The sequence below is a fragment of the Leptospira sp. GIMC2001 genome, from assembly GCF_028462125.1.
Lineage (GTDB): Bacteria > Spirochaetota > Leptospiria > Leptospirales > Leptospiraceae.
This window is the reverse complement of record NZ_CP115468.1, coordinates 1,288,752-1,309,150: the sequence shown is the minus strand read 5'-3', so window position 1 is coordinate 1,309,150 and position 20,399 is coordinate 1,288,752. Positions and strand designations below refer to the sequence as shown.

18 protein-coding genes are annotated in these 20,399 nt (G+C 36.9%); 5 read left to right on the top strand and 13 right to left on the bottom strand.

The annotated features are described in order from the left end of the window. Positions 1-27: 27 nt before the first annotated feature. The 3 genes from alaS to O4O04_RS07290 all read right to left on the bottom strand — a co-directional run bounded on the left by alaS (position 28) and on the right by O4O04_RS07290 (position 7,019). Entirely contained in the window at positions 28-2,790 is a 2,763-nt protein-coding gene (gene alaS, locus O4O04_RS07300; RefSeq protein ID WP_272535145.1) for an alanine--tRNA ligase, read from the bottom strand. Between the two features lie 66 nt (positions 2,791-2,856). Beyond that, on the bottom strand, positions 2,857-3,165 hold the full coding sequence (locus O4O04_RS07295) for a helix-turn-helix transcriptional regulator (RefSeq protein WP_272535144.1): 309 nt from the start codon (positions 3,163-3,165) through the stop codon (positions 2,857-2,859). Positions 3,166-3,314: 149 nt separating this feature from the next. Further along, on the bottom strand, positions 3,315-7,019 hold the full coding sequence (locus O4O04_RS07290; RefSeq protein WP_272535143.1) for a putative inorganic carbon transporter subunit DabA: 3,705 nt from the start codon (positions 7,017-7,019) through the stop codon (positions 3,315-3,317). Positions 7,020-7,421: 402 nt separating this feature from the next. Here O4O04_RS07290 and O4O04_RS07285 point away from each other — a divergent pair, with 402 nt between their 5' ends. Genes O4O04_RS07285 through O4O04_RS07275 form a run of 3 tightly spaced genes read left to right on the top strand, consistent with a single transcriptional unit; the run spans position 7,422 to position 9,230 of the window. Continuing rightward, a complete protein-coding gene (locus O4O04_RS07285; protein ID WP_272535141.1) occupies positions 7,422-7,925 on the top strand; it encodes a DinB family protein in 504 nt (167 codons plus the stop codon). A 26-nt stretch (positions 7,926-7,951) separates the two neighbouring features. Continuing rightward, positions 7,952-8,692, top strand: coding sequence for a helix-turn-helix domain-containing protein (locus O4O04_RS07280; protein WP_272535140.1), 741 nt, complete (start codon positions 7,952-7,954; stop codon positions 8,690-8,692). A gap of 52 nt (positions 8,693-8,744) precedes the next feature. Next, positions 8,745-9,230, top strand: a complete 486-nt coding sequence (locus O4O04_RS07275; protein WP_272535139.1) for a VOC family protein — start codon at positions 8,745-8,747, stop codon at positions 9,228-9,230. 219 nt (positions 9,231-9,449) lie between these two features. Here the strand turns inward: O4O04_RS07275 and O4O04_RS07270 are convergent, their stop codons facing one another. From O4O04_RS07270 to O4O04_RS07240, 7 genes are all read right to left on the bottom strand, one after another. Next, a complete protein-coding gene (locus tag O4O04_RS07270) occupies positions 9,450-10,316 on the bottom strand; it encodes an alpha/beta hydrolase (protein ID WP_272535138.1) in 867 nt (288 codons plus the stop codon). Between the two features lie 77 nt (positions 10,317-10,393). Next, entirely contained in the window at positions 10,394-10,969 is a 576-nt protein-coding gene (locus O4O04_RS07265; RefSeq protein ID WP_272535136.1) for a Crp/Fnr family transcriptional regulator, read from the bottom strand. 50 nt (positions 10,970-11,019) lie between these two features. Continuing rightward, positions 11,020-11,421 (bottom strand): peptide chain release factor family protein, encoded by a 402-nt coding sequence (locus O4O04_RS07260; protein ID WP_272535134.1) that lies wholly within the window; start codon positions 11,419-11,421, stop codon positions 11,020-11,022. 3 nt (positions 11,422-11,424) lie between these two features. Beyond that, a complete protein-coding gene (locus O4O04_RS07255) occupies positions 11,425-12,120 on the bottom strand; it encodes a hypothetical protein (protein WP_272535133.1) in 696 nt (231 codons plus the stop codon). Positions 12,121-12,178: 58 nt separating this feature from the next. Beyond that, positions 12,179-13,228, bottom strand: coding sequence for an Mrp/NBP35 family ATP-binding protein (locus O4O04_RS07250; RefSeq protein WP_272535131.1), 1,050 nt, complete (start codon positions 13,226-13,228; stop codon positions 12,179-12,181). 5 nt (positions 13,229-13,233) lie between these two features. Next, the gene (locus O4O04_RS07245; RefSeq protein WP_272536039.1) at positions 13,234-14,196 is read right to left on the bottom strand and encodes a metallophosphoesterase family protein; all 963 of its coding nucleotides are present in this window, start codon (positions 14,194-14,196) and stop codon (positions 13,234-13,236) included. Between the two features lie 5 nt (positions 14,197-14,201). Beyond that, positions 14,202-14,444 carry a lipoyl domain-containing protein gene (locus O4O04_RS07240; RefSeq protein ID WP_272535130.1) on the bottom strand — a complete coding sequence of 81 codons (243 nt, stop codon included), beginning with the start codon at positions 14,442-14,444 and terminating at the stop codon, positions 14,202-14,204. A 71-nt stretch (positions 14,445-14,515) separates the two neighbouring features. Here O4O04_RS07240 and O4O04_RS07235 point away from each other — a divergent pair, with 71 nt between their 5' ends. Beyond that, the gene (locus O4O04_RS07235; protein ID WP_272535129.1) at positions 14,516-15,355 is read left to right on the top strand and encodes a hypothetical protein; all 840 of its coding nucleotides are present in this window, start codon (positions 14,516-14,518) and stop codon (positions 15,353-15,355) included. Further along, positions 15,352-17,196 carry an aminodeoxychorismate synthase component I gene (pabB, locus tag O4O04_RS07230; protein ID WP_272535127.1) on the top strand — a complete coding sequence of 615 codons (1,845 nt, stop codon included), beginning with the start codon at positions 15,352-15,354 and terminating at the stop codon, positions 17,194-17,196. Before O4O04_RS07235 ends, pabB begins: the two co-directional genes overlap by 4 nt. A gap of 96 nt (positions 17,197-17,292) precedes the next feature. Here pabB and hslU read toward each other — a convergent pair whose 3' ends face one another. The 3 genes from hslU to O4O04_RS07215 are packed head-to-tail and all read right to left on the bottom strand — an operon-like array spanning position 17,293 to position 20,202. Beyond that, positions 17,293-18,741 (bottom strand): ATP-dependent protease ATPase subunit HslU, encoded by a 1,449-nt coding sequence (gene hslU, locus O4O04_RS07225; protein WP_272535126.1) that lies wholly within the window; start codon positions 18,739-18,741, stop codon positions 17,293-17,295. Positions 18,742-18,761: 20 nt separating this feature from the next. Beyond that, positions 18,762-19,319 carry an ATP-dependent protease subunit HslV gene (gene hslV, locus O4O04_RS07220; protein WP_272535124.1) on the bottom strand — a complete coding sequence of 186 codons (558 nt, stop codon included), beginning with the start codon at positions 19,317-19,319 and terminating at the stop codon, positions 18,762-18,764. Beyond that, on the bottom strand, positions 19,297-20,202 hold the full coding sequence (locus tag O4O04_RS07215; RefSeq protein WP_272536038.1) for a tyrosine-type recombinase/integrase: 906 nt from the start codon (positions 20,200-20,202) through the stop codon (positions 19,297-19,299). Before O4O04_RS07215 ends, hslV begins: the two co-directional genes overlap by 23 nt. Positions 20,203-20,399 lie beyond the last annotated feature (197 nt).

Here is a 20,399-nt window from a genome sequence, read left to right as displayed (position 1 = left end):
ATTCTTATTTTTGAAATCAGCAACAGTTTAACTTAGATTTGCTTCTAATTCTTTACGCGCTTGACTGATCGCGTCTGCTAGTTTAGAAATTTCCTTCCCGCCGCCTTGTGCCATATCTGGCTTCCCACCGCCCTTACCACCTAATAACGTTACAGACGATTTAAGAAGATTTCCACAATGAACGCCTTTTGCTACACTGGATTGGTTACACATAAATACCAAAGTAGCACTGTCTTGGGATTTGGATCCAAAAAGTAGAACTGCATCTGGTTCATTGGACTTGATAACGTCACCTAGCTCTTTGAGAGATTTAGCATCGACATCATCGAAAATTTCCGAAATCAAAGCAATTCCTTTAACAATTTCTTTTTTCTCAAGAAGACTTCTTAGAATTTCAGGATTATTTTGGAAGTCGGTCGCTTCCTTTTTTTTCTTCTCTTTATAAGCTCGATTACCTTTTTCTTCTAATTCTTTTCCTAGTAAATTTTTTAAAGCGCGGTATTCAGAGACAACCTTTGATCCTTTAGATTGGAATGCTTTTTCCACTTCCTCTGGACTCGGGACATGAATTGTTATAAGTTCAGTCGAAGGATCAGCATAAATTTCTTTTGCTTTAAGATTGTAAGCCTGAACGCTCTCACTTAGATTTTGGAAAATTTCTGTGTAATAGGAAACTACAGCAGGACCACAGACTGCTTCAATTCTTCTGTTCCCAGCGCCTGGGCTTGATTCTTTGAGTATTGAAAAATACAAAATCTCACCAGTATTTTGGACATGGGTTCCACCACAAAATTCAATGGAGCGATCTCCCATTTCTATGATCCTTACGAAATCACCATATTTTTCTTCAAAGAATGCAACAGCTCCCGATTTCTTCGCCTCTTCAATGGGCAAAACATTCGTTGATACAGAAATTTTCTTTTCTATGCTTGAGTTCACATAGTCCTCTACTTGTGAGATTTCCTCGTCAGTCAAAGGAGTTGGATGAGAAAAATCAAAACGCAAGTATTCATCAGACACAAGGGATGCCTTCTGACGCACATGATCTCCGAGAATCGACCTTAGTGCTCCATGCATGAGGTGGGTGCCGGAATGATGGTATGCTAGTAAATTTCTTCTTGAATCATCGATCTCTGTTGTTACAGTTTGTCCTTGTTGTAACTCCCCTTTCAAGAGAGTTCCGATATGCAAAAAAGTATCATTCTCTTTCTGAACATCCGTAACACGAAATAAACTATTGTCCGATTTAATAAATCCATTGTCAGCGATCTGTCCACCTGACTCTGCATAGAAACTGGTTTTATCCAGAATCAAAACTGCCTTTTCTCCAACTTGAATTCTATCAACTTTCTTACCATCACCAGTTAAGCAAAGTTTGATGGTTGCCGATGCTACTCGATCTCCATATCCTAGAAACTCTGTTGCTGGAGCTTCATCTACGGAGAGTCCTGTAAGAAATGCGGACTTTTTACCTTTCCAACTATCTCTTGATAGACTGCGATCTTTTTCTAGTTCTGCTTCAAATCCATTATCATCAAATTCGAATCCTCGCTCGATTGTTAATTCTTTGGTCATCTCTCGTGGAAAACCAAAAGTTCCGTACAATCGAAACGCATCGAAGCCAGGCAAAATTTTTGAACCTGTGGATCCAAGTCTATCCAATATAGATTCCAATTCGTCTAGGCCAAGCTCAAGTGTATGCAAAAACAATTCTTCTTCTGATTTGAGAACTTTTTCAATTTCAGATTTTCTTGAAATGAGATCTGGATAACGACCTCCGTAAACTTTGCTTAGTTCTGGAATCAATTTATAGAGAAAAGCTTCGCGGACTCCGATTTTTCTTGCAAAAAGAGCTGCCCTTCGAATCAGCCTTCTGATCACATAACCACGACCAGTGCGATCAGGATAGATAGAATCACCAATTGCAAAAAATGTTGATCGCAAGTGATCTGCAATTACTCGGAAGGCGACTTTATTCTGAGCATTGTATTCACTTCCTGAAAGCTCAGATATTTTATTTAATATTTCTTTGAATTCATCAGTATCATAGACTGAATCCACTTCTTGTAACAATAAGGCTATACGCTCGACACCTGCACCTGTATCTATTCCGGTCTGATTTAGTGGAAGTAATTCTCCTTCAATAGTTTGATTGAATTGGTTGAATACAATATTCCAGTATTCCATAAATCTGTCACAGTCACAGCCAGGCTTGCAGCTTTCCTTATTCCCACATCCCGCAAAACCTTTGTCAGCTCCACGGTCAAAATACAATTCACTGCATGGGCCACAGGCTCCACTATCACCAGCAGGTCCCCAGAAATTATCTTTCTTACCTAGCCTTGTAATTCGTTCATCGGGAATACCTTCTTGAATCCATAACTCTCTTGCTTCATCATCATCAAGAAAAATAGTTATCCAAATTTTATCTTTTGGAATACCTAGATGATTAATAGAGAAATCTAAAGCATAATGGATTGCTTCTTTTTTGAAATAATCACCAAAACTAAAATTACCAAGCATTTCAAAAAAAGTACAATGGCGTTCAGTCTGTCCGACATTTTCCAAATCAGTTGTTCGAAGGCATTTTTGCGCAGAAGTTGCTCGAGTAAATGGAAGTTCCACAGCACCTGTAAAATACGGTTTGAACTGAACCATACCTGCAGTCGTAAACAAAAGTGTCGGATCTCCAGATGGAATCAAACTCGCAGAAGGCACAATTGTATGAGCCTGGTTTTTGAAATAATTTAAGTATAATTCCCGAATTTCGGATACGGATTTTGGATTCATGTAATTTTGCCTTAACTTCCAGAATTTTCAAGAAAGGCGGTCTGTAAAGGGAATTTCGGTCAGTGCCTACTTTCCGAGTTTCAATAATTCCTTAATCGAATGATGGGATTCAAGTGTATGTCGTAGCGGTCTATCCAGATTGATTTTGTATTGATTGCGTCTTCCCTCTTTTTCTTTTTCTAATATTCCGGATTCCACTAAATCTTTAACAATACTCATAACCGCTCTTTCTGTGATTCCCACATAAAGAGCAACATCACGTAGTCTCATTTCAGGATCTCTATGCAGGCATATCAAAACATGGGAATGATTCGACAAAAAAGTCCATGAATGCTCAGAAATTTGTTCCGATTTTTTTTTCTTGGCTTTATCCATTTAATCCTTCACCTACCGAGATGTTTTATGAGAAAAATTTCCTGTAAAAAAATACAGGAAATAAGAATCTCTTTTGTAATGACCAAGATTTTCTTTAACAAAACAATATGTCAATAGAATAATCTTGGTCAATTCATTCCAAAAACTTATTAAGTTGCTAATTTAATTTCTTCCCAACCTTTGGAAGTTTTCGCATGAAATTCTGCATTACTATTCATTCCAATGATTTTAATCCATTCGTTAGATGCAAGTTCAGCTATTCCTGGTTGATTTTTCAAAGCTTTGTCAATCATATCCAGCGGAGCTTCAATGAATACTTGCAATCGGATCGGATCGTGTATGAATTTATCACCATCGTAAACAGACTGAAGTGGAAGCCCTGCTTTTAGATTCCAAGAATTGCCTTCGAACACTCCAAAATTTCCAACAACCGAATGCAAAATCTTATTGCCCGCACCAAAAATATCAGGACAAGCAGTAGAAGCATAGTATTGGAAATTGATCCAAGATGCAACTAAGACGGGTGCTGCTAGAGTGCTTTCCAGAATTTTCCCATCTTGATCATTCTTCCAATCATATGAATTCAGGAAAGATCTGCCATGTAAATTTGCAGTTCGAAAAATCGAGCGATTTCCGACAATGATAGATCCGCATCCTGCCAATCCTTGCTCTGGAAAGGTTTCCGCCCAATCTTTGGCTCTCGCAAAAGATTCATTCAACTTCAGTCCATATTTCAAAAATTTCTCTTTTTGTGTTTCGAGGGTTGCGGTTTCCAACCATTCTTTGAGCTTTAGATTAAAATCGTTATCTTGAATATTCGCATTCAGCAATGTAATTCTATCTGTTACAGTTTCATGCAAGGCTGCTATAAATTGGCACGAATCTGGAATGTTTATACCTTTGCTTTTGATTGCTATTCGAGTTGATTTATCGTTTAACAAAGCGGCAAGAAACCTTGAACTAATCTCGCCAGTCTGACCAGAGCATGCTCCACAAGAAAGTCCAGCTTCGTGCGGATTGTTCGTTGTTGTGCTACCATGCCCTACAATAAAATTGTATTCTGGAAAATTACCAATCCATCCAATTCCTTTAAGAAAACCAAAAGCGAGGTTTCCTCTTTCTTCCTCACTCAATTGGTTGATAGAATTATTTATATCCACTTGAGGAATAATTCTATAGGATTTATTGGAAAGAAATTTCTTGAATGTCTTAGATATCATTCCAAAAGCTGAGAAAAAACCTGCAGACTCAACATATTGAAATCCTAAAGGAAATGTTCTTTTCACTTTTTGTATCCAAGACTTGATAAGACTGATTGAATTGGTTAAGTTAGTTTTGTTTAATTTACTTTCAAAAACATAGCTAGGTTTAATCAACGCCGGGCTATGAGTAATTACTTCTCCGGTCCAATGCTTCCATCCGATAGGCATTCCAAAGAAACCAGCAAATCCATCGGTGGCGATTTCATTGGATTGTTTTTCTAAATTTCTACGAATCAATTCAGATCTTACATCTATGCAAAACACGAATCTAGCTCGAACTTTATCTATCTGAACAGATGAGATAGTGCTTTTCTTATCAAGTTTAGTTGAATCGTGATTGCTGTGATGTATTTTCTTATTTGTCTGAGCAATTTCCTTGATGATAGAATTTCTATACTCAGATTCTATTTGAACTAAAGATTTATATCGATCTTCTAGATTCGATTCATGAGCTACCAGATCAATATTTCTATTGGAAGAAATTGAATTTGCTTTGGTTCTTTGTAAATAAAGATCTGTATAGACAAGAATTGCAATGAAAGAAATTAGATCACTTTTTTCATCAATGGATTCCAACCAAGACTGTTTTCTAAAAATCCCTGACCAACCAAACATCGAATAAAGTAAAAATTCTATTCGATCTACACTTATCTCAGTATTTCTTTCTACTAAAGAGTGAAGATGATCTAAACCGCTCAGTTCATAAAATTTTTCTAATTTCAATTGATCATCAGTAAATATCTTATTACCAATTGGATCAACCTGTGACCATTCTAGAAAACTACTCCAAAGGTTTTGGCCTTTCCAAGGAAATTTCCAATATGCAATACTGTTGTCTAGATAAGAACCCAAAAAGACACCCAAAACATTTCCAAACTCGTTGCTTACTATATCATTTGCTGATCTATTACCCATTTTATCATTGGAATCTTCATTGGATTTAACCAATTTTCTCTCAACTATGGATTCCCATCTTTTCATTGAATCGATAAAAGGATAAGAAGAATATCCATGAAATGGATTTACAGCAATATATGAATCCAATTCGAAAAATGGAGGAATACTTTCAGCTAGCTTTAGTATATCCGGCTTACCAAGCTTATTAGAAACTTTTCCATCAATACTATAAATATTCTTCAGGAAAGAAGAATTCAGAGCTTCACTACTGAATGCTTTTCTATCCCAAATTTTTCCAATGATGGCATACAATTTATCGGTGTAGTAAGTGCCAAGAAATCCTCTTTGGGCATAGCAATAAATTTTGTTGAAATATTTATTTCCATTCATATGAGGAATTGATAATGTAAATCCAGCGAGCATTGATAGACTAATCAATGCTATCCAATCTTTGAGGCTCGATGCCTTAGCATGGATCATGAAGCCTAGCGGATCCTCAAGGATGTGAAAATGCGAATCTACAATACTGTGCCCTACAATATTTGCAAGGAATACTAGACAAGTTAAAGCAAATCCAAATTCCAATCCCAGGAGCGGATTGCCTTTCGGGACCATTCCGATAATCGCATAAATCAAAATAGAAATTAAAGCAAGCTCTAGATTCTGAAAATAATAGTAGATAACGATTGGAATCAACCAAAGCAAAGCAGTATAGATTGCATGCAATTTACCGAGACTTACACTGGGTGCTTGAACCAAATCACGGCTTCCAGAAGATAGAAATCCATATGCTTTATAAAATCCATGCCCCATCAAATGAAGAATGACCATTCCGTATAAACCCAAGCCAAATTCCACCATCATAAAACCCATTTGTCCTAAAGTGGAATAAGCAAGTTTTCGTTTAACATCAATTTGTGCAAGCATCGCTATACCACCAAGTCCGATGCTGAGTATACCCACGATCACAATCAATAGATTCGTAACTTCAGCATATTGAAATAGGAATGATAATCTTACTAGAATAAATCCCCCCGCATTGATGATTCCTGCATGCATTAGTGCTGAAACTGGCGTCGGTGCATCTATACTTTCAGGAAGCCAAACATGAAATGGAAATTGCGCGGATTTTATTAAGCATCCTATAGCGATAAATATTGATGGAAGATAAACGAGATCTTTTTGTTTTTCTAGATCAAGACTTACAAGGATGGATTTCGCTTGCAGAATATCGAATGTCTGAAAAGACTCATAGAACAAATAGAATCCAGCTATAAAAAATAGATCACCGAATCTGGATATTACAAACTTTTTCCATGCAACTTTCTGCGACTGCTGTCTATCGGGAAAGCATAGCAGAAGTTTATGTAAACCATAACTTATGAGAATTAAGCTAATAAAAATCCCAATAATGTTACTTGTCAATACAAGGAAATGAACGTTATAAATGGTAAAAATAAACCAGAATAGCCAAACCTTTCCGTTTTTTTCCCTTTCAAAATTTTTGACCGCATACTTTAGAATGAAAAAGCATAAAATTGTAATATAGGAAACCATTACAATTGAAAGTCGATCAATATTTGAATATTTTAAATAATCAATCCAACTTGCAGAATTGAATTGCGCACCACTCCAATCCATTACCTGGCTTAAAAAAACCAGTAAAATTGGCAAAAAATTTAGAACTACAACCATATTTTCCCCCTATTGCAAGTAACAAAGGCTGCAATATCTAATTATTCCGGAATCAATTGAATTCCAAAATAATTGACGTATGCATTCCCAGTCCATAAATACATGTATTTTATTTCATGTATTATTTTACATAATTAATAATGCAACTTTCCTGTCAATTCAATATTTAGATTATTTTCCAATTCTCATTTAATGAGGAAATGAGCAGGAAAAACTTTGACCTTAGTTAAAGATAAGGAAACACACAAAAAAATTCTTACCAATATGCATGGCTTTAGTATATTTTTTTGATCTTTAAATTCATTTACTTTTCGAATCTAGAAAATAGTTTCGTTGGAGTGGAGTAGACATAGAACCACTACTCAAATTTTTAAAAGATCGAAAAAAGAACGAAGGAAATTTATGGATCTAAATCATTATAAAGCTATGTGCCAATACAATCAATGGATGAATGAGAAAATCTATAAAGTTTGTAGTGGACTTTCGGATGAAGAGAGAAAGAAAAATCGATTGGCTTTTTTCAAGTCAATCCATGGAACACTCAATCATATATTACTTGCAGATTTAGTATGGATTTCAAGGTTAGAAGTTCTTCCTTTTCAAATTAAATCACTCGATCAAGAACTCTATTCAGATTTTAATGAACTCCAAGAAAATCGTATGCACTTAGACGAAAAGATTATCAAGCTTATAGATTCTTATACTAACTTAGATTTAACTAGAATTCTGAGCTACAAAGGTATCGCAAATCCGAAACCGAGACAATATCCAATATGGTTTGTTCTTTCACATTTCTTCAACCATCAGACTCATCACCGAGGTCAGATCACAACCTTACTTAGCCAGATGGGTCTCGATATTGGATCAACGGATCTTCTCATGTTGCCAGATTTTCAAAACGAATAAAAGAATAGCTAGGAAAAGTTTCTAATTTGTTTTGTAAATTCTCAACCAATGATTCTATCAGATTTAAATCGGGGCTAGAAACGATTTGGATTAGCCAGAATCGTAATGAAGAAAACATTAATTTTGAAATTCTGCCTGATGGTCATTGTGATATAATCATTGAATATTCGGCTATAACTCAACAAATCAATAACATATGGCTAACGGGTTTTGAAAATCATACAAGAATAAAATCTATATCATCAGATGAAATTTACATTGGTTTGCAATTCCATCCAGGCTCTCTACTAAATCTTCCCATAGCAGAAATCGGCAATCAAGCAATCGACCTACAGTCTATCCAATATAAACTTTTTAAATCTTTAAAAAATATATCTGTCGATTTTATACGAACTAGAAACTTAGAAATTCTCAATAACTGGGTTGAAATCAATCTTCAAGCATCGGATAGTAATTTAGTATCCTTGTCTAAATCTTTACGAACAAAAGGTATCTCAAATTCTCCTTCATATTGGGCAAAACAATATTCCCTATCTTTAAGAACTTTAGAAAGAAAATTTAGAATGTCCACTGGGTTAACTCCCACAATGCTTGGAAAAATCCTTCGATTTCATAAGTGTTGGGAATTAGCGCAACTAAATTCAAATAAGTATACCAATCAACACTTGGCAAATCTTGCTTTAGAATCTGGTTATAGCGACCAATCCCATATGAGTCGAGAGATTAAATTTTTTACAGGTAAAACAGCAGGAAATTTTTTTCTGTAGATTGTCGCTTTCATTCAAGACAGTGCTAGTCCAATGCTGTATTATTACTTATATGAAACAGGAAATCAAACTCTCACTCACAACTTTAATCACTGAAGATATCAAAGCCGCTCGCCAATTTTATGAAGGTTGTCTAAACCAAATACCTTCGATAGATAGCGAAAATCATGTTATGTATACTAGCGGGTTTTCTTTATGGGAGCGGTCTTATGCTGAAAATTTGGTATTCGGTAAAAAGTTGAACCTTAAAAGCGGAATTGACTTCAGTCATGAAATTTGTTTCGAAGCAAAAGCATTGAAGCCACTAGAAGAATTTTTATTGGATAAAAATGTTCCATTTGTCAATCCACTAACTGAACAGCCTTGGGGTCAGCTTGTAATGCGAATCAGAGATCCAGACGGTAGAGTTATTGAATTGGGTGAACCGTTATTGGACACAGTTTCCAGAATATGGCTCGAGACTGGAAAGAATAAAGAAATCACATCAGAGCGTACACATATTCCTATGGAAGTACTGGATAGCTATTTACCAATATAGTTACTTCGTTACTCAGGAAAATTGAATCTAGAAAAGTAGGTTTTGTGATTTTATTGCTAATTAGTTCTCAATCAGTTTCAAATGGATTGATTACATAAAAACTGTCTGAATATCTGGCTTGTAAATAATCTATATGAAGGTATTATGTAGCCAATTGAATCCACTTAGGCCGGATGCCGGGGGCTTAAGCCCACGGCTTCAAAAAAAGTTTCCCACAATCTATTCATTGAGCCATTTCAAAACATAAATTATTTCATCCTTAGCAGTTTGATCATTCAAAAGATGACCAACTCCAGTAAACTCGAAATAATCAGTAACCAATTTTCCTTGCGGATAATTAGAAAAATTACTATAATTTAATCTAGCAGGTGTAATTCGATCTTCGGATGCAGATATAAAAAGCAAAGGAGCTCGATTTTTTTCATATTCCAACTTAGCAATATCGGTCTGAGCTTCTGCTACCACATATCTGGATTCAGGAGTAACATATTTTTCGTAAGTTGACTTCGCATCTTCATCTGTAAGTGTGTTGGCAAGCGCATATTTAAACTCATCGTAAGTAAGCAGAAAAGGTTCTTTTTTATCGGCAAATGGACTGATTGCATTCCAATTGCTTTTGATAAAAGACCATTTGAGACTCAAAACTCCTTTAGGTGGGGCAGAACGAATGGCAACATAGCCAGATCCCAAATCTTTTTGCATCAATATTTGTGTAACCAAGGCACCCATTGAATGCCCTATGATGATTGGTTTTTCAGGAAGAGTCAGTATGAATTTCTCATAATGCTCAACAATTTCCTTAAGACCAAGTTCACCCAATTTCGGGTTAGGATGTTCTGTACGCATTTGAGATGGAGTTTTATCATGCAATGGCCAAGCTGGAGAATACGTTTTGTATCCCTTAGATCTGAATTCCTTCTCCCAATCCTGCCAGCACAAAGGCGTCATGAACATACCATGGATAAATACAATTGTTTTGGACTGAATCGGTTGTTTGGAATTTCTAACTTCTGTTCTTGATTGGCAATTTAGAATCAGATTCAAAAATATTCCCATTAATAGTATTTTTTTTATTAAATTTAGCATATAAATCTCCTTCCCCAAGCGTTCATACCGGCAGAGAATTGTAAACATTTATGAAACTAAATGGATCTTATCTTAAGTTAATTTTTTTTAAAAATCCGAGACTTCATTCGACTCAGTGATACTGGAGTGATTCCCAGGTAAGATGCCAAATGATTCTGGTTGATTTTATTCACAAGCTCTGACTGATTTTCCATCATTAGAATATAACGTTCTTCAGGTGACTTTGTCAAGAAAGTAGTTATGCGATCTTCTGCTTGGACAAGCAATCCTTCAAGAATCGATCGTCCTAACTTTTCCATTTTTGGAGATTCTTTATATATTTCAATGAGGTTATCATATCTCAATAGATACAATTGAGTGTCCTCTATAGCTTGGTAGGACAAAGGAGAAGATTCCCCTTTTATGATTCCGCTCATGATTGCTATCATAGAATTTTCCACATAAAAATCTTGAGTGATATCTCTTCCCTCGTGATAATAATAAGATCGGATGCAACCTTCTTCAACAAATCCCAGGTCTTTTGTGATCTGACCTGCTTCTAAGAAAAATTCACCTTTCGGAATCTTTTTTAATGTGAGATTTTTCGAAACGATTTCATATTCGGTTGGAGTTAAGAAATCAAATCTACTCATAAATTTTTGTAAATTTTTCATCTAATCTCCTTTAACTAAAATTGAATTCCATATTCATTCAATATTCTAATTTACTCTTCTCGATCAGATTCCAAATCTTGAATCCTCAAATTTTCAGTGGATTTCTTTTTCTGTTTTCTGAGTTTATCTTTTTTAGATTTTTGAATTTTAATAATATTTTTCTGAATTTTGGAATCGTTTCCTTTGGAGCGAGCTTCGAGACGGTCGCAGAGTATAACGCGAGCCTTGTAACGATTGAGCCCTTGTGTTCGATTGATGGAACATTTTACTTCTTCACCAGTTGGAATATGCAAAAGTCGAACGGCAGTGGACACTTTGTTCACATTCTGCCCACCCTTGCCTCCGGATCTGACAAAGGTTTCTGTAAGATCGGATTCTTTGATAGAGAGTTCCTGCATCCTCTTTTGCAAGATAACAACCTTGCCTGGTGACACAGGAAAACTCAAGTTCATAAATTAATGACTAGAAAGTGAGGTCTCTATATCTTCGATACGTCTCTTAAGATCGGATGCATCTTCATAGTTTTCTATAGAGATTGCATTGAATTTTTTTAGATACAATCCAATCAATTCATCGCCGATATGGCCTGGAAATTGAAGAGCCCTTTTGAAATTCTCTACATCATACTGAGGATGAGATGTGGAAAAATTAGAAGCAATTCGATCAACACGCATCATCGTTGCTTCTTTCGCAAGGCCCGTCGATTTGCGTAATTCCATAGATAATCTTGCCAGTGCTTCTAGATAACCTTCAACTCCATGAATTTCTTTTTCAGAAATCTCCATTGGTTTCTTCTCACGAGCTTTGCAGAATTCAACATACTTCATTACATACTGATTGAATCTCTCCATCTGATCTTGAATATATCGATTCGCTTCTTCTTTGTTTTCTGGAAGATCAAAATCTGGCAATTTTACTATATCATAAGCATCTAAATTGATTCCGATTATATTTCGCAGATCTTCCAAAGCTGGAAGTGCAACAGGTGGAAAAGTGACAACTGGAAAATTATCACCCAACTTAAGGAAGCTCACAACCACATTGGATGCGATGATTTTGCCACCTGGCTGAACTGGGTTCTCTCCTGTAACATTGAAGTACAGAATAAGATTCCCGGTGGGATTTTGTTTGGATCCTTTCTCAAAAATCATATTTTCCCTCCTCAGACATCATAAAAACACTTGGATTTGAGCCTTATCAAGCATTTTTTTACTCCCAATTCTTTATCTCTTCTTGCAGATTCGCGAGAATCGAGGCATAAGCCTTAGCAATGACAGAATCCTTTTCTTTTGCAACAAAAGGAACTCCAGCCTCGCCCGCTTGCATTATGTCCATTGTTATCGGAACTCCACCTAATTTCTTCACACCCAAGCTTGAAGCAATTTTGTCACCACCACCTTGCGAGAATATATTGGACGCATGACCGCATTTCGGGCATACAAATTCGCTCATATTCTCAACAATTCCGAGAATTGGAACTTTTACTTGATTGAGCATAGCGGCTGCTCGATTTGCATCAAGCAACGCAACTGATTGTGGAGTGGTAACAAGTATTGCACCATCTAGATCAATCAATTGAGCAAGAGATAGTTGCACATCACCCGTACCAGGAGGAAGGTCAATGAACAAAATGTCCAGCTCACCCCATACTACATCGTATAGGAACTGCTCAACGGCTTTACCAAGCATCGGTCCTCGCCATACCACAGGTTGGTCTTCATTGATAAGAAAGGCAAATGAGATGATCTTAATTCCATTTTTTTCTAATGGATAGATTTTATCATTTTCGATTTTGAGTGCAACTCGTCCGGAGCTTCCGAACATTTTGCCGATTGATGGACCATAAATATCTGCGTCCATAATTCCAACTTTCAAGCCAGCGTTCACAGCCGCCGCTGCTAAATTCGATGTAACCGTTGACTTACCTACTCCGCCCTTACCTGATCCAATCGCTATAACTTTCTTAACGCCACGAATACGATTGCCATCATCTAACTTCATATTCTGGTCGACTTCGAATTTTATCTTGATCTTGCCAACACCTTCCGTTTTCGAAAGCACTTGCCTGATCTGTGCTTCGAGTCCAATCTGCATTCGCCGATCTGCATTAGGAGTTTTTATCAGTAGAGATATTCCTTCTTCGTTCGGCTCGAGACTTGCGACCATACCAAGAGTGATTATATCTTTCTTGAGTTCTGGGTGCTTTACATTTAAGAGTTGTTTTTGTATTAAATTTATATCAGGCTTCACTTCTGCCATAATTTTTATCCTTTATGTTCATTATATACTATAACTTTAGTTTCTCGGTATTCCATCATACCTATATTGTATTCAATTCTTTTGATATTCCATTGACTGTCGATTCTATCCAGAATATGGTAACCGCTTCTATGACGATCATCAGAATCCCTCGTAGAAGATGCAGAGTTCACAACCCAGAATGGGAATTCCTCACCCGGCTCCTTTACCCAATTGGTATGCAAATGTCCATGATAGAATACACTCGGTGGATTTGACTTAAGAATCGATCCAATCACTGATCGATTTGTCAATTTATGTCTAGCTGATTCTTGACGATCAATTGGATTCCAGATGGGATGATGACAGACTACCATATATTCCTTTTCTTTAGACATCGCTACTGATTCTTGTGTCTGGTAAACGATATCTAGATCTACATAACCTTGTGCATTCATAGCAGGCAAAACAAGATTAGAATCCCAACCATAGATGGCAACATCGCCAAAAACTTTTTTCCTTAAATATTTTTTCTTCTCAATGGCAGCTTGTTCTGCACCTAGAACCTCTGAATCTTGCAGATGCTTCATTTCTTGCTTTGCACCTTGCTCTTTTGAAGATTCTGAAATCGGAATCGCATCTCCAATATATTCTCCAAATGCTTTTTCAAAGTACATTTCGTCCCAAGATTTCTGAGTATATCGATCGTGATTCCCTGGAATAATAAAAGTTCGATCGTCAAGAATGGGTTTCAGAAATTCCTTGGCTTGGGTAAATTCTTTTTCTTCCGAAATATTTGTGATATCACCGGAAATTATAAGAACATCATATTTTAATTTACTAATAGATTCAAGTAGAGACTTATGAAGCAGATGTTTTTTTCTTCTTCGAAGGGCGAAATTTGTATAACCGATTAACGATTTTCTACGCAAAATAAAAGGATTGAGACGGATTGGTAAATGCAAATCAGAAATATGAACGATTCGCATTGAATTCAAATTGTTAGAACACCGAGGATATCTCCTCGCTTGACTACATCACCTTCGTGAAATAATACTTTAGATAGAATTCCATTCCGCGGTGATTCCATTGGAAAAGCTGCTTTGTCCGTTACCAATTCAAGGACTTCTTGTCCTTCTTCAATTGATTCACCGACTTTGCAGTACCATTTGACCAACTCAATTTTATCAGTATCTCCCAAATCTGGAGTGATCAATTCGAAAATTGTTTTTTCCATGTGATACAACCTAAATTTTCTTGCATTCTAGGGCAATTTTACTACATTGAACTGGAAAGAATCATTTTTTTATGCAAGCTGAAAAAAAAATCCTCAAAGGCGACCTTATCCTCCAAAATCTTGAATCCATTGTAAATAGAAATTATTTGCATTTTGAAATCAAGGGTCTTACTAGACCAACACGCGATATCTTGAACGAAGTCATTCAAGGAATCCTAAATCGATTAGAAGCAAATCCTCTTGCTTCCTTCCATTTATTTAGTGGAATTATGGAAGCACTTCTCAATGGCGTCAAGGGCAATCTTCGTCATGTGATTTTCAAAGATGAGTTACTCAATAAACTTACTCATTCTGATGAAGAGTCGTCCATGAAAGAAGCAGAAGAAATGCTAGAAATTATTTTAGATACGAGCCCGCTTCGAGACGCTATGCAGCGTTATGTGGTTCCCGATAAGCTTAAGAAAACAGTTCAGAAAATCCTACAATTACAAGACAAGATTCGATCTAAGAAAACCAATTTTTCTGATCATGAGAAAGAATATCTCGCAGAAGCTCGCAATAAAATTCAGAAAGAAGATTTCAAAATTTCCATGAAAATTCGAATCTCGGATGATGATATTTATTTTCGAATTCGAAATGATGCACCGATCATGGGATTGGATATGAAACGAATTGATTCCTCAAGAGAGCAACATGCAGAATTAGCGAAGGCTGGACGATCATCAGAATTTTTTAGACCAGACTATTTGGATGAGAAAGAATCTGCAGGCTTTGGAATCGCTATGATAGACGAAGGATTCTATAGCATGGGAATTGATCCCCTCACGCATTTTACAATTGTTTCTTCGAACAAGATAACAACTGTTTATATGCGTTATCCAATCGCTGACTTGCAGAAGATGGATTTTTGACAGCATTCGAAATTCGATTTGATGATCTATTAATTAACCCAGGTTTTCAGACTGGGCTGCAATTCACAAAACCAAGCCAACTTTTTGCCCCAACAACAGAACAAGAATTCCATCGTGACTTAGCTATCCTCAAATCCAAAGACATTGAATCCCATTGGCTTGCCGGATTCGTCAGCTATGAAGCGGGATATTATCTTGAAGAAAAATTAAATTCGCTTATACCAAAAGAAAGAAAGTTACCGCTATTTTGTATCGGTGTCTTTGATTCGCCGATAGAATTTAAAGAAAAGAAAAAATTTCCTGACAAAATACCAAAAATCGATTCTTTCGAGTTCGGAATGGATTTGCCGGAATATGAACTGTCTGTTAGCAAACTAAAAAAATTTATCACGGATGGTGACACCTATCAGATCAATCTGAGTTTTCCTTGTAATTTTGATTATATAGATAATCCGTACGAACTCTATTTATATCTACTCACTCGACAAAAAGTATCTTATGCTTCTTATATAGAATATAGCAATATGCAAATACTTTCTGTATCACCCGAATTGTTTATTCAAAAGCAAGGCAATGCATTAATCTGCAAGCCAATGAAAGGTACAGCAAAAAGGCATCCCATTCCAGAAATTGATGATTGGATCAAAAATGCCCTTCTTCATTCTAGCAAAAACCAAGCTGAAAATCTTATGATAACGGACCTAATTCGCAATGATCTAGGAAGATTTGCAACTATCGGATCTGTGCAAACCAGTGAGATGTTCCGAGTTGAAAGCTTTGATACAGTTCATCAGATGACTTCAACTGTCACAGCGATTATGGATCCAAAATTTCATTTCTTAGATGTTCTTACAGGAATGTTTCCCTGTGGAAGCATAACAGGAGCACCTAAGATGCGTTCTATGGAAATTATCCAAGAGATCGAGAAATCACCTAGAGGAATCTACACAGGAACCATCGGATACCTTCCACCGAGACAATCAAGGCTTCCTTCAATTTGGAATATTGCCATTCGTACAATCGTTATCCAAGACAAGAAAGCTCAAATGGGGATCGGTAGTGGGATTGTAATGGATTCTGATTATCAGGATGAATTCAATGAATGTCTAGCTAAGGCAAATTTCCTGACATCTTCTTTTTCTGAACCAGTAGAATTCGGAATATTAGAATCCATTCCGATTATCTCTGGCAAACTTAGAAATAAATTATTGCATATTGATAGACTAAAAAAATCTGCTAAGTATTGGGGTATAGATTTCGATCTATCTGCTTTGGCTAAAACCATAGAGTCCTCTCTTAGCAACATCGATGGTTTCGACATCGAACAAACTGGCAGAACAAAACAGAATCGATATCGGCTAAGAATCGCCCTCAGTGAGTCGGGCGAATTCAAAACTTCCATTCATAAAGTAGAACGTTCAAAAACCAATAAAACAGATCCGATAGATCCAACGATTTACACAAAGCGCATTCGCCTAAGCAAAACTAGACTCGATTCCAATAATCCGTATCTATATCACAAAACAAGTTTTCGAAATCTATACGATTTAGAATACAGCAATCGTGAAGAATATTATGATATAGTATTTTGCAATGAACGAGGAGAGATCACGGAATCTTGCACTCAGAATATTTTTGTAAAACAAAATGGAATCTATTTTACTCCACCGGTAACAACCGGACTTCTTGCTGGAATTTTACGAAAAACTTGTTTAGAGAAATTCCCTCGACATTTTCAAGAAAAAGTTCTCTATTTAGAAGATTTGTTGAATTGCGAACGGATTGTACTCGGCAATTCCGTTCGCGGTTTTACAGAAGTTGTATTCGAAACTATAGAATAGCTCTTTAAATATCGAAAGATAGTTTGTGAATCCGATGTTATCTTAAAAAACAAGATAACGATTCAGAATCTAAGTATTTAGAAAATCCAAAACTGATTAGAGAATGTACTTACTCAAATCCTTATCTTCCACAATTCCTTTCAACTTGCCAGAAACAAATTCTTTAGTAATCACAACATTTCTCTGGTCGGAAGGGAGATCAGGCGCATCAAAGCTTACATCTTCCAGAAGTTTTTCCATGATCGTATTGAGTCTTCTTGCTCCAATATTTTCATTTTTCTCATTCATCTCGAAGGCAAGCCTTGCTATTTCGGCAATCCCATCTGTGTTGTATTGTAAGTTGACGCCTTCAGTTAAAAGCAATGCTTCGTATTGTCTAACAAGCGAAGATTTGGGTGCGGTCAAAATCTGGACAAAATCTTCCATAGACAATTTATCCAATTCCACTCGAATCGGAAAACGACCTTGCATCTCAGGAATCAGATCGGAAGGTTTGGACATATGGAAAGCACCAGCTGCAATAAATAGAATATGATCTGTTTTGATTGGACCAAGTTTTGTGTTTATCGTTGCACCTTCAACAATCGGAAGCAGGTCTCTCTGCACACCTTCGCGAGAAACATCCGCTCCGGATCTTGATTCTTTACCTGCGATTTTATCAATTTCATCTAAGAAGACAATGCCCATCTCTTCGACTCTTTTCTTTGCTTCCGCTTGGAGTTTGTCTGGGTCGAGTAATTTGTCCGCTTCTTGCTCAGATAGAGATTTGAATGCGTCTTTAATTTTCAATTTTTTCTTTTTGTTTTTCTTGGGCATAAGATCTCCCAAGACATTTTGCAACTGGTTGTCCAAGTCTTCCATGTTACCAGCACCAAACACTTGCAACATGGGCATACCCGATGGACCCGATTGCGGTTGATCAATTTCAACTTCTTGATCATCCAATTTACCCGACTTGAGTTTCGCGCGCATCATCTCTCGGCTTGCAACATAGCGAGTCTGTGGCTCTTCGGTTGGTGTATCCTGAAATCCCATAGCAACTCTTTGGCTATCACTGCCAAGTCCTTGCGAAGATCCATTGGATTGAGCCGAGGCTTGCGGAGCTGGCAAAAGTATATCCAATAGAAGTTCTTCGGCTCGCTCATTCGCTTTATCAGTAACGGATTCACGAAATTCTTGCTTCACCATATTGAGTGCGATAATGGCAAGATCGCGAATCATAGATTCAACGTCTCGACCTACATAGCCAACTTCAGTATATTTCGTCGCTTCAACTTTTATAAAAGGAGCATTGCATAATTTAGAAAGTCTTCTTGCGATTTCTGTTTTGCCAACTCCCGTTGGGCCAATCATGATAATGTTCTTGGGATATACTTCTTCGCGCATTTCTGCATCGAGTTTTCTTCTGCGAGTTCTATTTCTAAGCGCGATCGCTACAGCTCGTTTAGCATTTTTTTGTCCAATGATATGCTCATCCAGCTTTTCAACTGTCTGTCTAGGAGTAAGATCCATAGCTTCCGAGGGATTGATTTCTATATTTTCCATGTTCTACCTTAGACTAAAGGTCAAGTATTAATTTCTTCAACAGTCAAGCTGTGATTGGTATAAATGCAGATATCAGCAGCAATTTTCATTGAATTTTCCACAATCTGACGAGCAGATAGATCCGTATTCTCATACAAAGCACGCGCTGCAGCCAATGCATAATTGCCACCTGATCCAATAGCAATCACACCGTCATCTGGACTGATCACGTCTCCCGTTCCCGAAATAAGAAAAGAATCTGTAGAATCCGCAACAATGAGTAGAGCTTCCAATCTTCTAAGCATTCTGTCCGATCGCCATTCTCTTGCCATCTCCACTGCCGCGCGTGAAAGAGATCCATTGTATTCGGTGATCTTTTTTTCGAATAACTCAAATAAGGTGAAAGCATCAGCCGCACTTCCAGCGAATCCAGAAACAACTTTATCTTGGAACAATCTACGAACTTTCTTTGCAGAATGTTTCATAACAGTTTGTCCCATAGAAACTTGTCCGTCGCCACCAATGGCAACTTGATTGTTCTTACGTACACAAAGTATGGTAGTTGAACGAAACCGATTATCCTCTGTCGAGTTTTGCATGAGGGTGTGCCTTCCTATATATCTCTTTGAGTTTGTCTTTGGAGACACTCAGGTAAACCTGTGTGCTAGACAAAGAGGAATGCCCAAGTAATTCTTGGACTGCGCGAATATCGGCACCTGCATCCAAAAGATCAGTTGCAAAAGTATGCCGAAACTTATGAGGAGTAACTGACTTCTCAAAGCCCATCGCTTTCCTTCTCTCGTTCAAGATATATCTTACCCCTCTCGTGGTAAGTTTTTTTCCACGTTGGTTGAGAAAAATTTCTTCTTCATTGGAATCAGTTCGCATGATCAAGTAATCTTCCAATGCGAGTCTAGCCTCAGGGCCAAGATAAACGAATCTCTCTTTTCGTCTCTTACCCATTACTTTGATTGTTTTTCTATCATTGGATAGATCTAACATTTTGGCATTGACCAATTCGAAAACCCGCATTCCTGAAGAATATAGAATTTCAAGGATAGCTTTGTCACGGCGTTCCAAAATAGGTGAGCCTTCGTTCTCTTCGTATTCCAAAATTTCTTCCGTCTCGATTGGAGAAAATGCTTTCGGCAATCTTTTTTTGGTTTTCGGAAAACTAACAGACAATATAGGATTGGATTCAATAAAACTTCTCTGGAAAAGACATCGATAAAAAGTGCGAAGCGAGCTCAATTTTCTGGTTTGGGTTTTTTTATCTAAATTTCTTTCACGACCTAAGTCGGCAAAATAAGACCTAACATCGACTACTTCGATCTCTAGAAAATCAATCTCTTCTTTTAGGCAGAAAATTAAGAAAAATTTAAGATCTCTCAAATAAGCGGATTGGGTATGTTCGGAATAATTTTTTTCCACATCCAAATAAACTCGGAATATTTGAATGCATTCTTTCATTTTCGGAGTCATTTCATCTGGAAAAGTAACTTCTAGTTCGCTCAAAGGGGGGTCTCCTGCTATCTACTTTTTTAGTATCGGAAGCTTACTTTTTTTCCATCGCCCAAAAAAAACTCTATACATGTACTAAGCAGTTCTTATCCTAGAAAAAAATCTTTGGTGGGAAAAAATTGCTGTTTTCCTGAAATTTGTCCGGCGGTAATGCTATT

Bases quoted from the DNA above. Each gene is read 5' to 3' on its own strand.
- hslV (WP_272535124.1), bottom strand. From the start codon at position 19,319: ATGCAAAACTCGACAGAGGATAATCGGTTTCGTTCAACTACCATACTT.
- O4O04_RS07215 (WP_272536038.1), bottom strand. From the start codon at position 20,202: ATGACTCCGAAAATGAAAGAATGCATTCAAATATTCCGAGTTTATTTG.
- O4O04_RS07245 (WP_272536039.1), bottom strand. From the start codon at position 14,196: ATGCGAATCGTTCATATTTCTGATTTGCATTTACCAATCCGTCTCAAT.
- O4O04_RS07260 (WP_272535134.1), bottom strand. From the start codon at position 11,421: ATGAACTTGAGTTTTCCTGTGTCACCAGGCAAGGTTGTTATCTTGCAA.
- hslU (WP_272535126.1), bottom strand. From the start codon at position 18,741: ATGGAAAATATAGAAATCAATCCCTCGGAAGCTATGGATCTTACTCCT.
- O4O04_RS07290 (WP_272535143.1), bottom strand. From the start codon at position 7,019: ATGGTTGTAGTTCTAAATTTTTTGCCAATTTTACTGGTTTTTTTAAGC.
- O4O04_RS07265 (WP_272535136.1), bottom strand. From the start codon at position 10,969: ATGAAAAATTTACAAAAATTTATGAGTAGATTTGATTTCTTAACTCCA.
- O4O04_RS07285 (WP_272535141.1), top strand. From the start codon at position 7,422: ATGGATCTAAATCATTATAAAGCTATGTGCCAATACAATCAATGGATG.
- O4O04_RS07270 (WP_272535138.1), bottom strand. From the start codon at position 10,316: ATGCTAAATTTAATAAAAAAAATACTATTAATGGGAATATTTTTGAAT.
- O4O04_RS07240 (WP_272535130.1), bottom strand. From the start codon at position 14,444: ATGGAAAAAACAATTTTCGAATTGATCACTCCAGATTTGGGAGATACT.
- O4O04_RS07275 (WP_272535139.1), top strand. From the start codon at position 8,745: ATGAAACAGGAAATCAAACTCTCACTCACAACTTTAATCACTGAAGAT.
- O4O04_RS07255 (WP_272535133.1), bottom strand. From the start codon at position 12,120: ATGATTTTTGAGAAAGGATCCAAACAAAATCCCACCGGGAATCTTATT.
- alaS (WP_272535145.1), bottom strand. From the start codon at position 2,790: ATGAATCCAAAATCCGTATCCGAAATTCGGGAATTATACTTAAATTAT.
- O4O04_RS07250 (WP_272535131.1), bottom strand. From the start codon at position 13,228: ATGGCAGAAGTGAAGCCTGATATAAATTTAATACAAAAACAACTCTTA.
- O4O04_RS07295 (WP_272535144.1), bottom strand. From the start codon at position 3,165: ATGGATAAAGCCAAGAAAAAAAAATCGGAACAAATTTCTGAGCATTCA.
- O4O04_RS07235 (WP_272535129.1), top strand. From the start codon at position 14,516: ATGCAAGCTGAAAAAAAAATCCTCAAAGGCGACCTTATCCTCCAAAAT.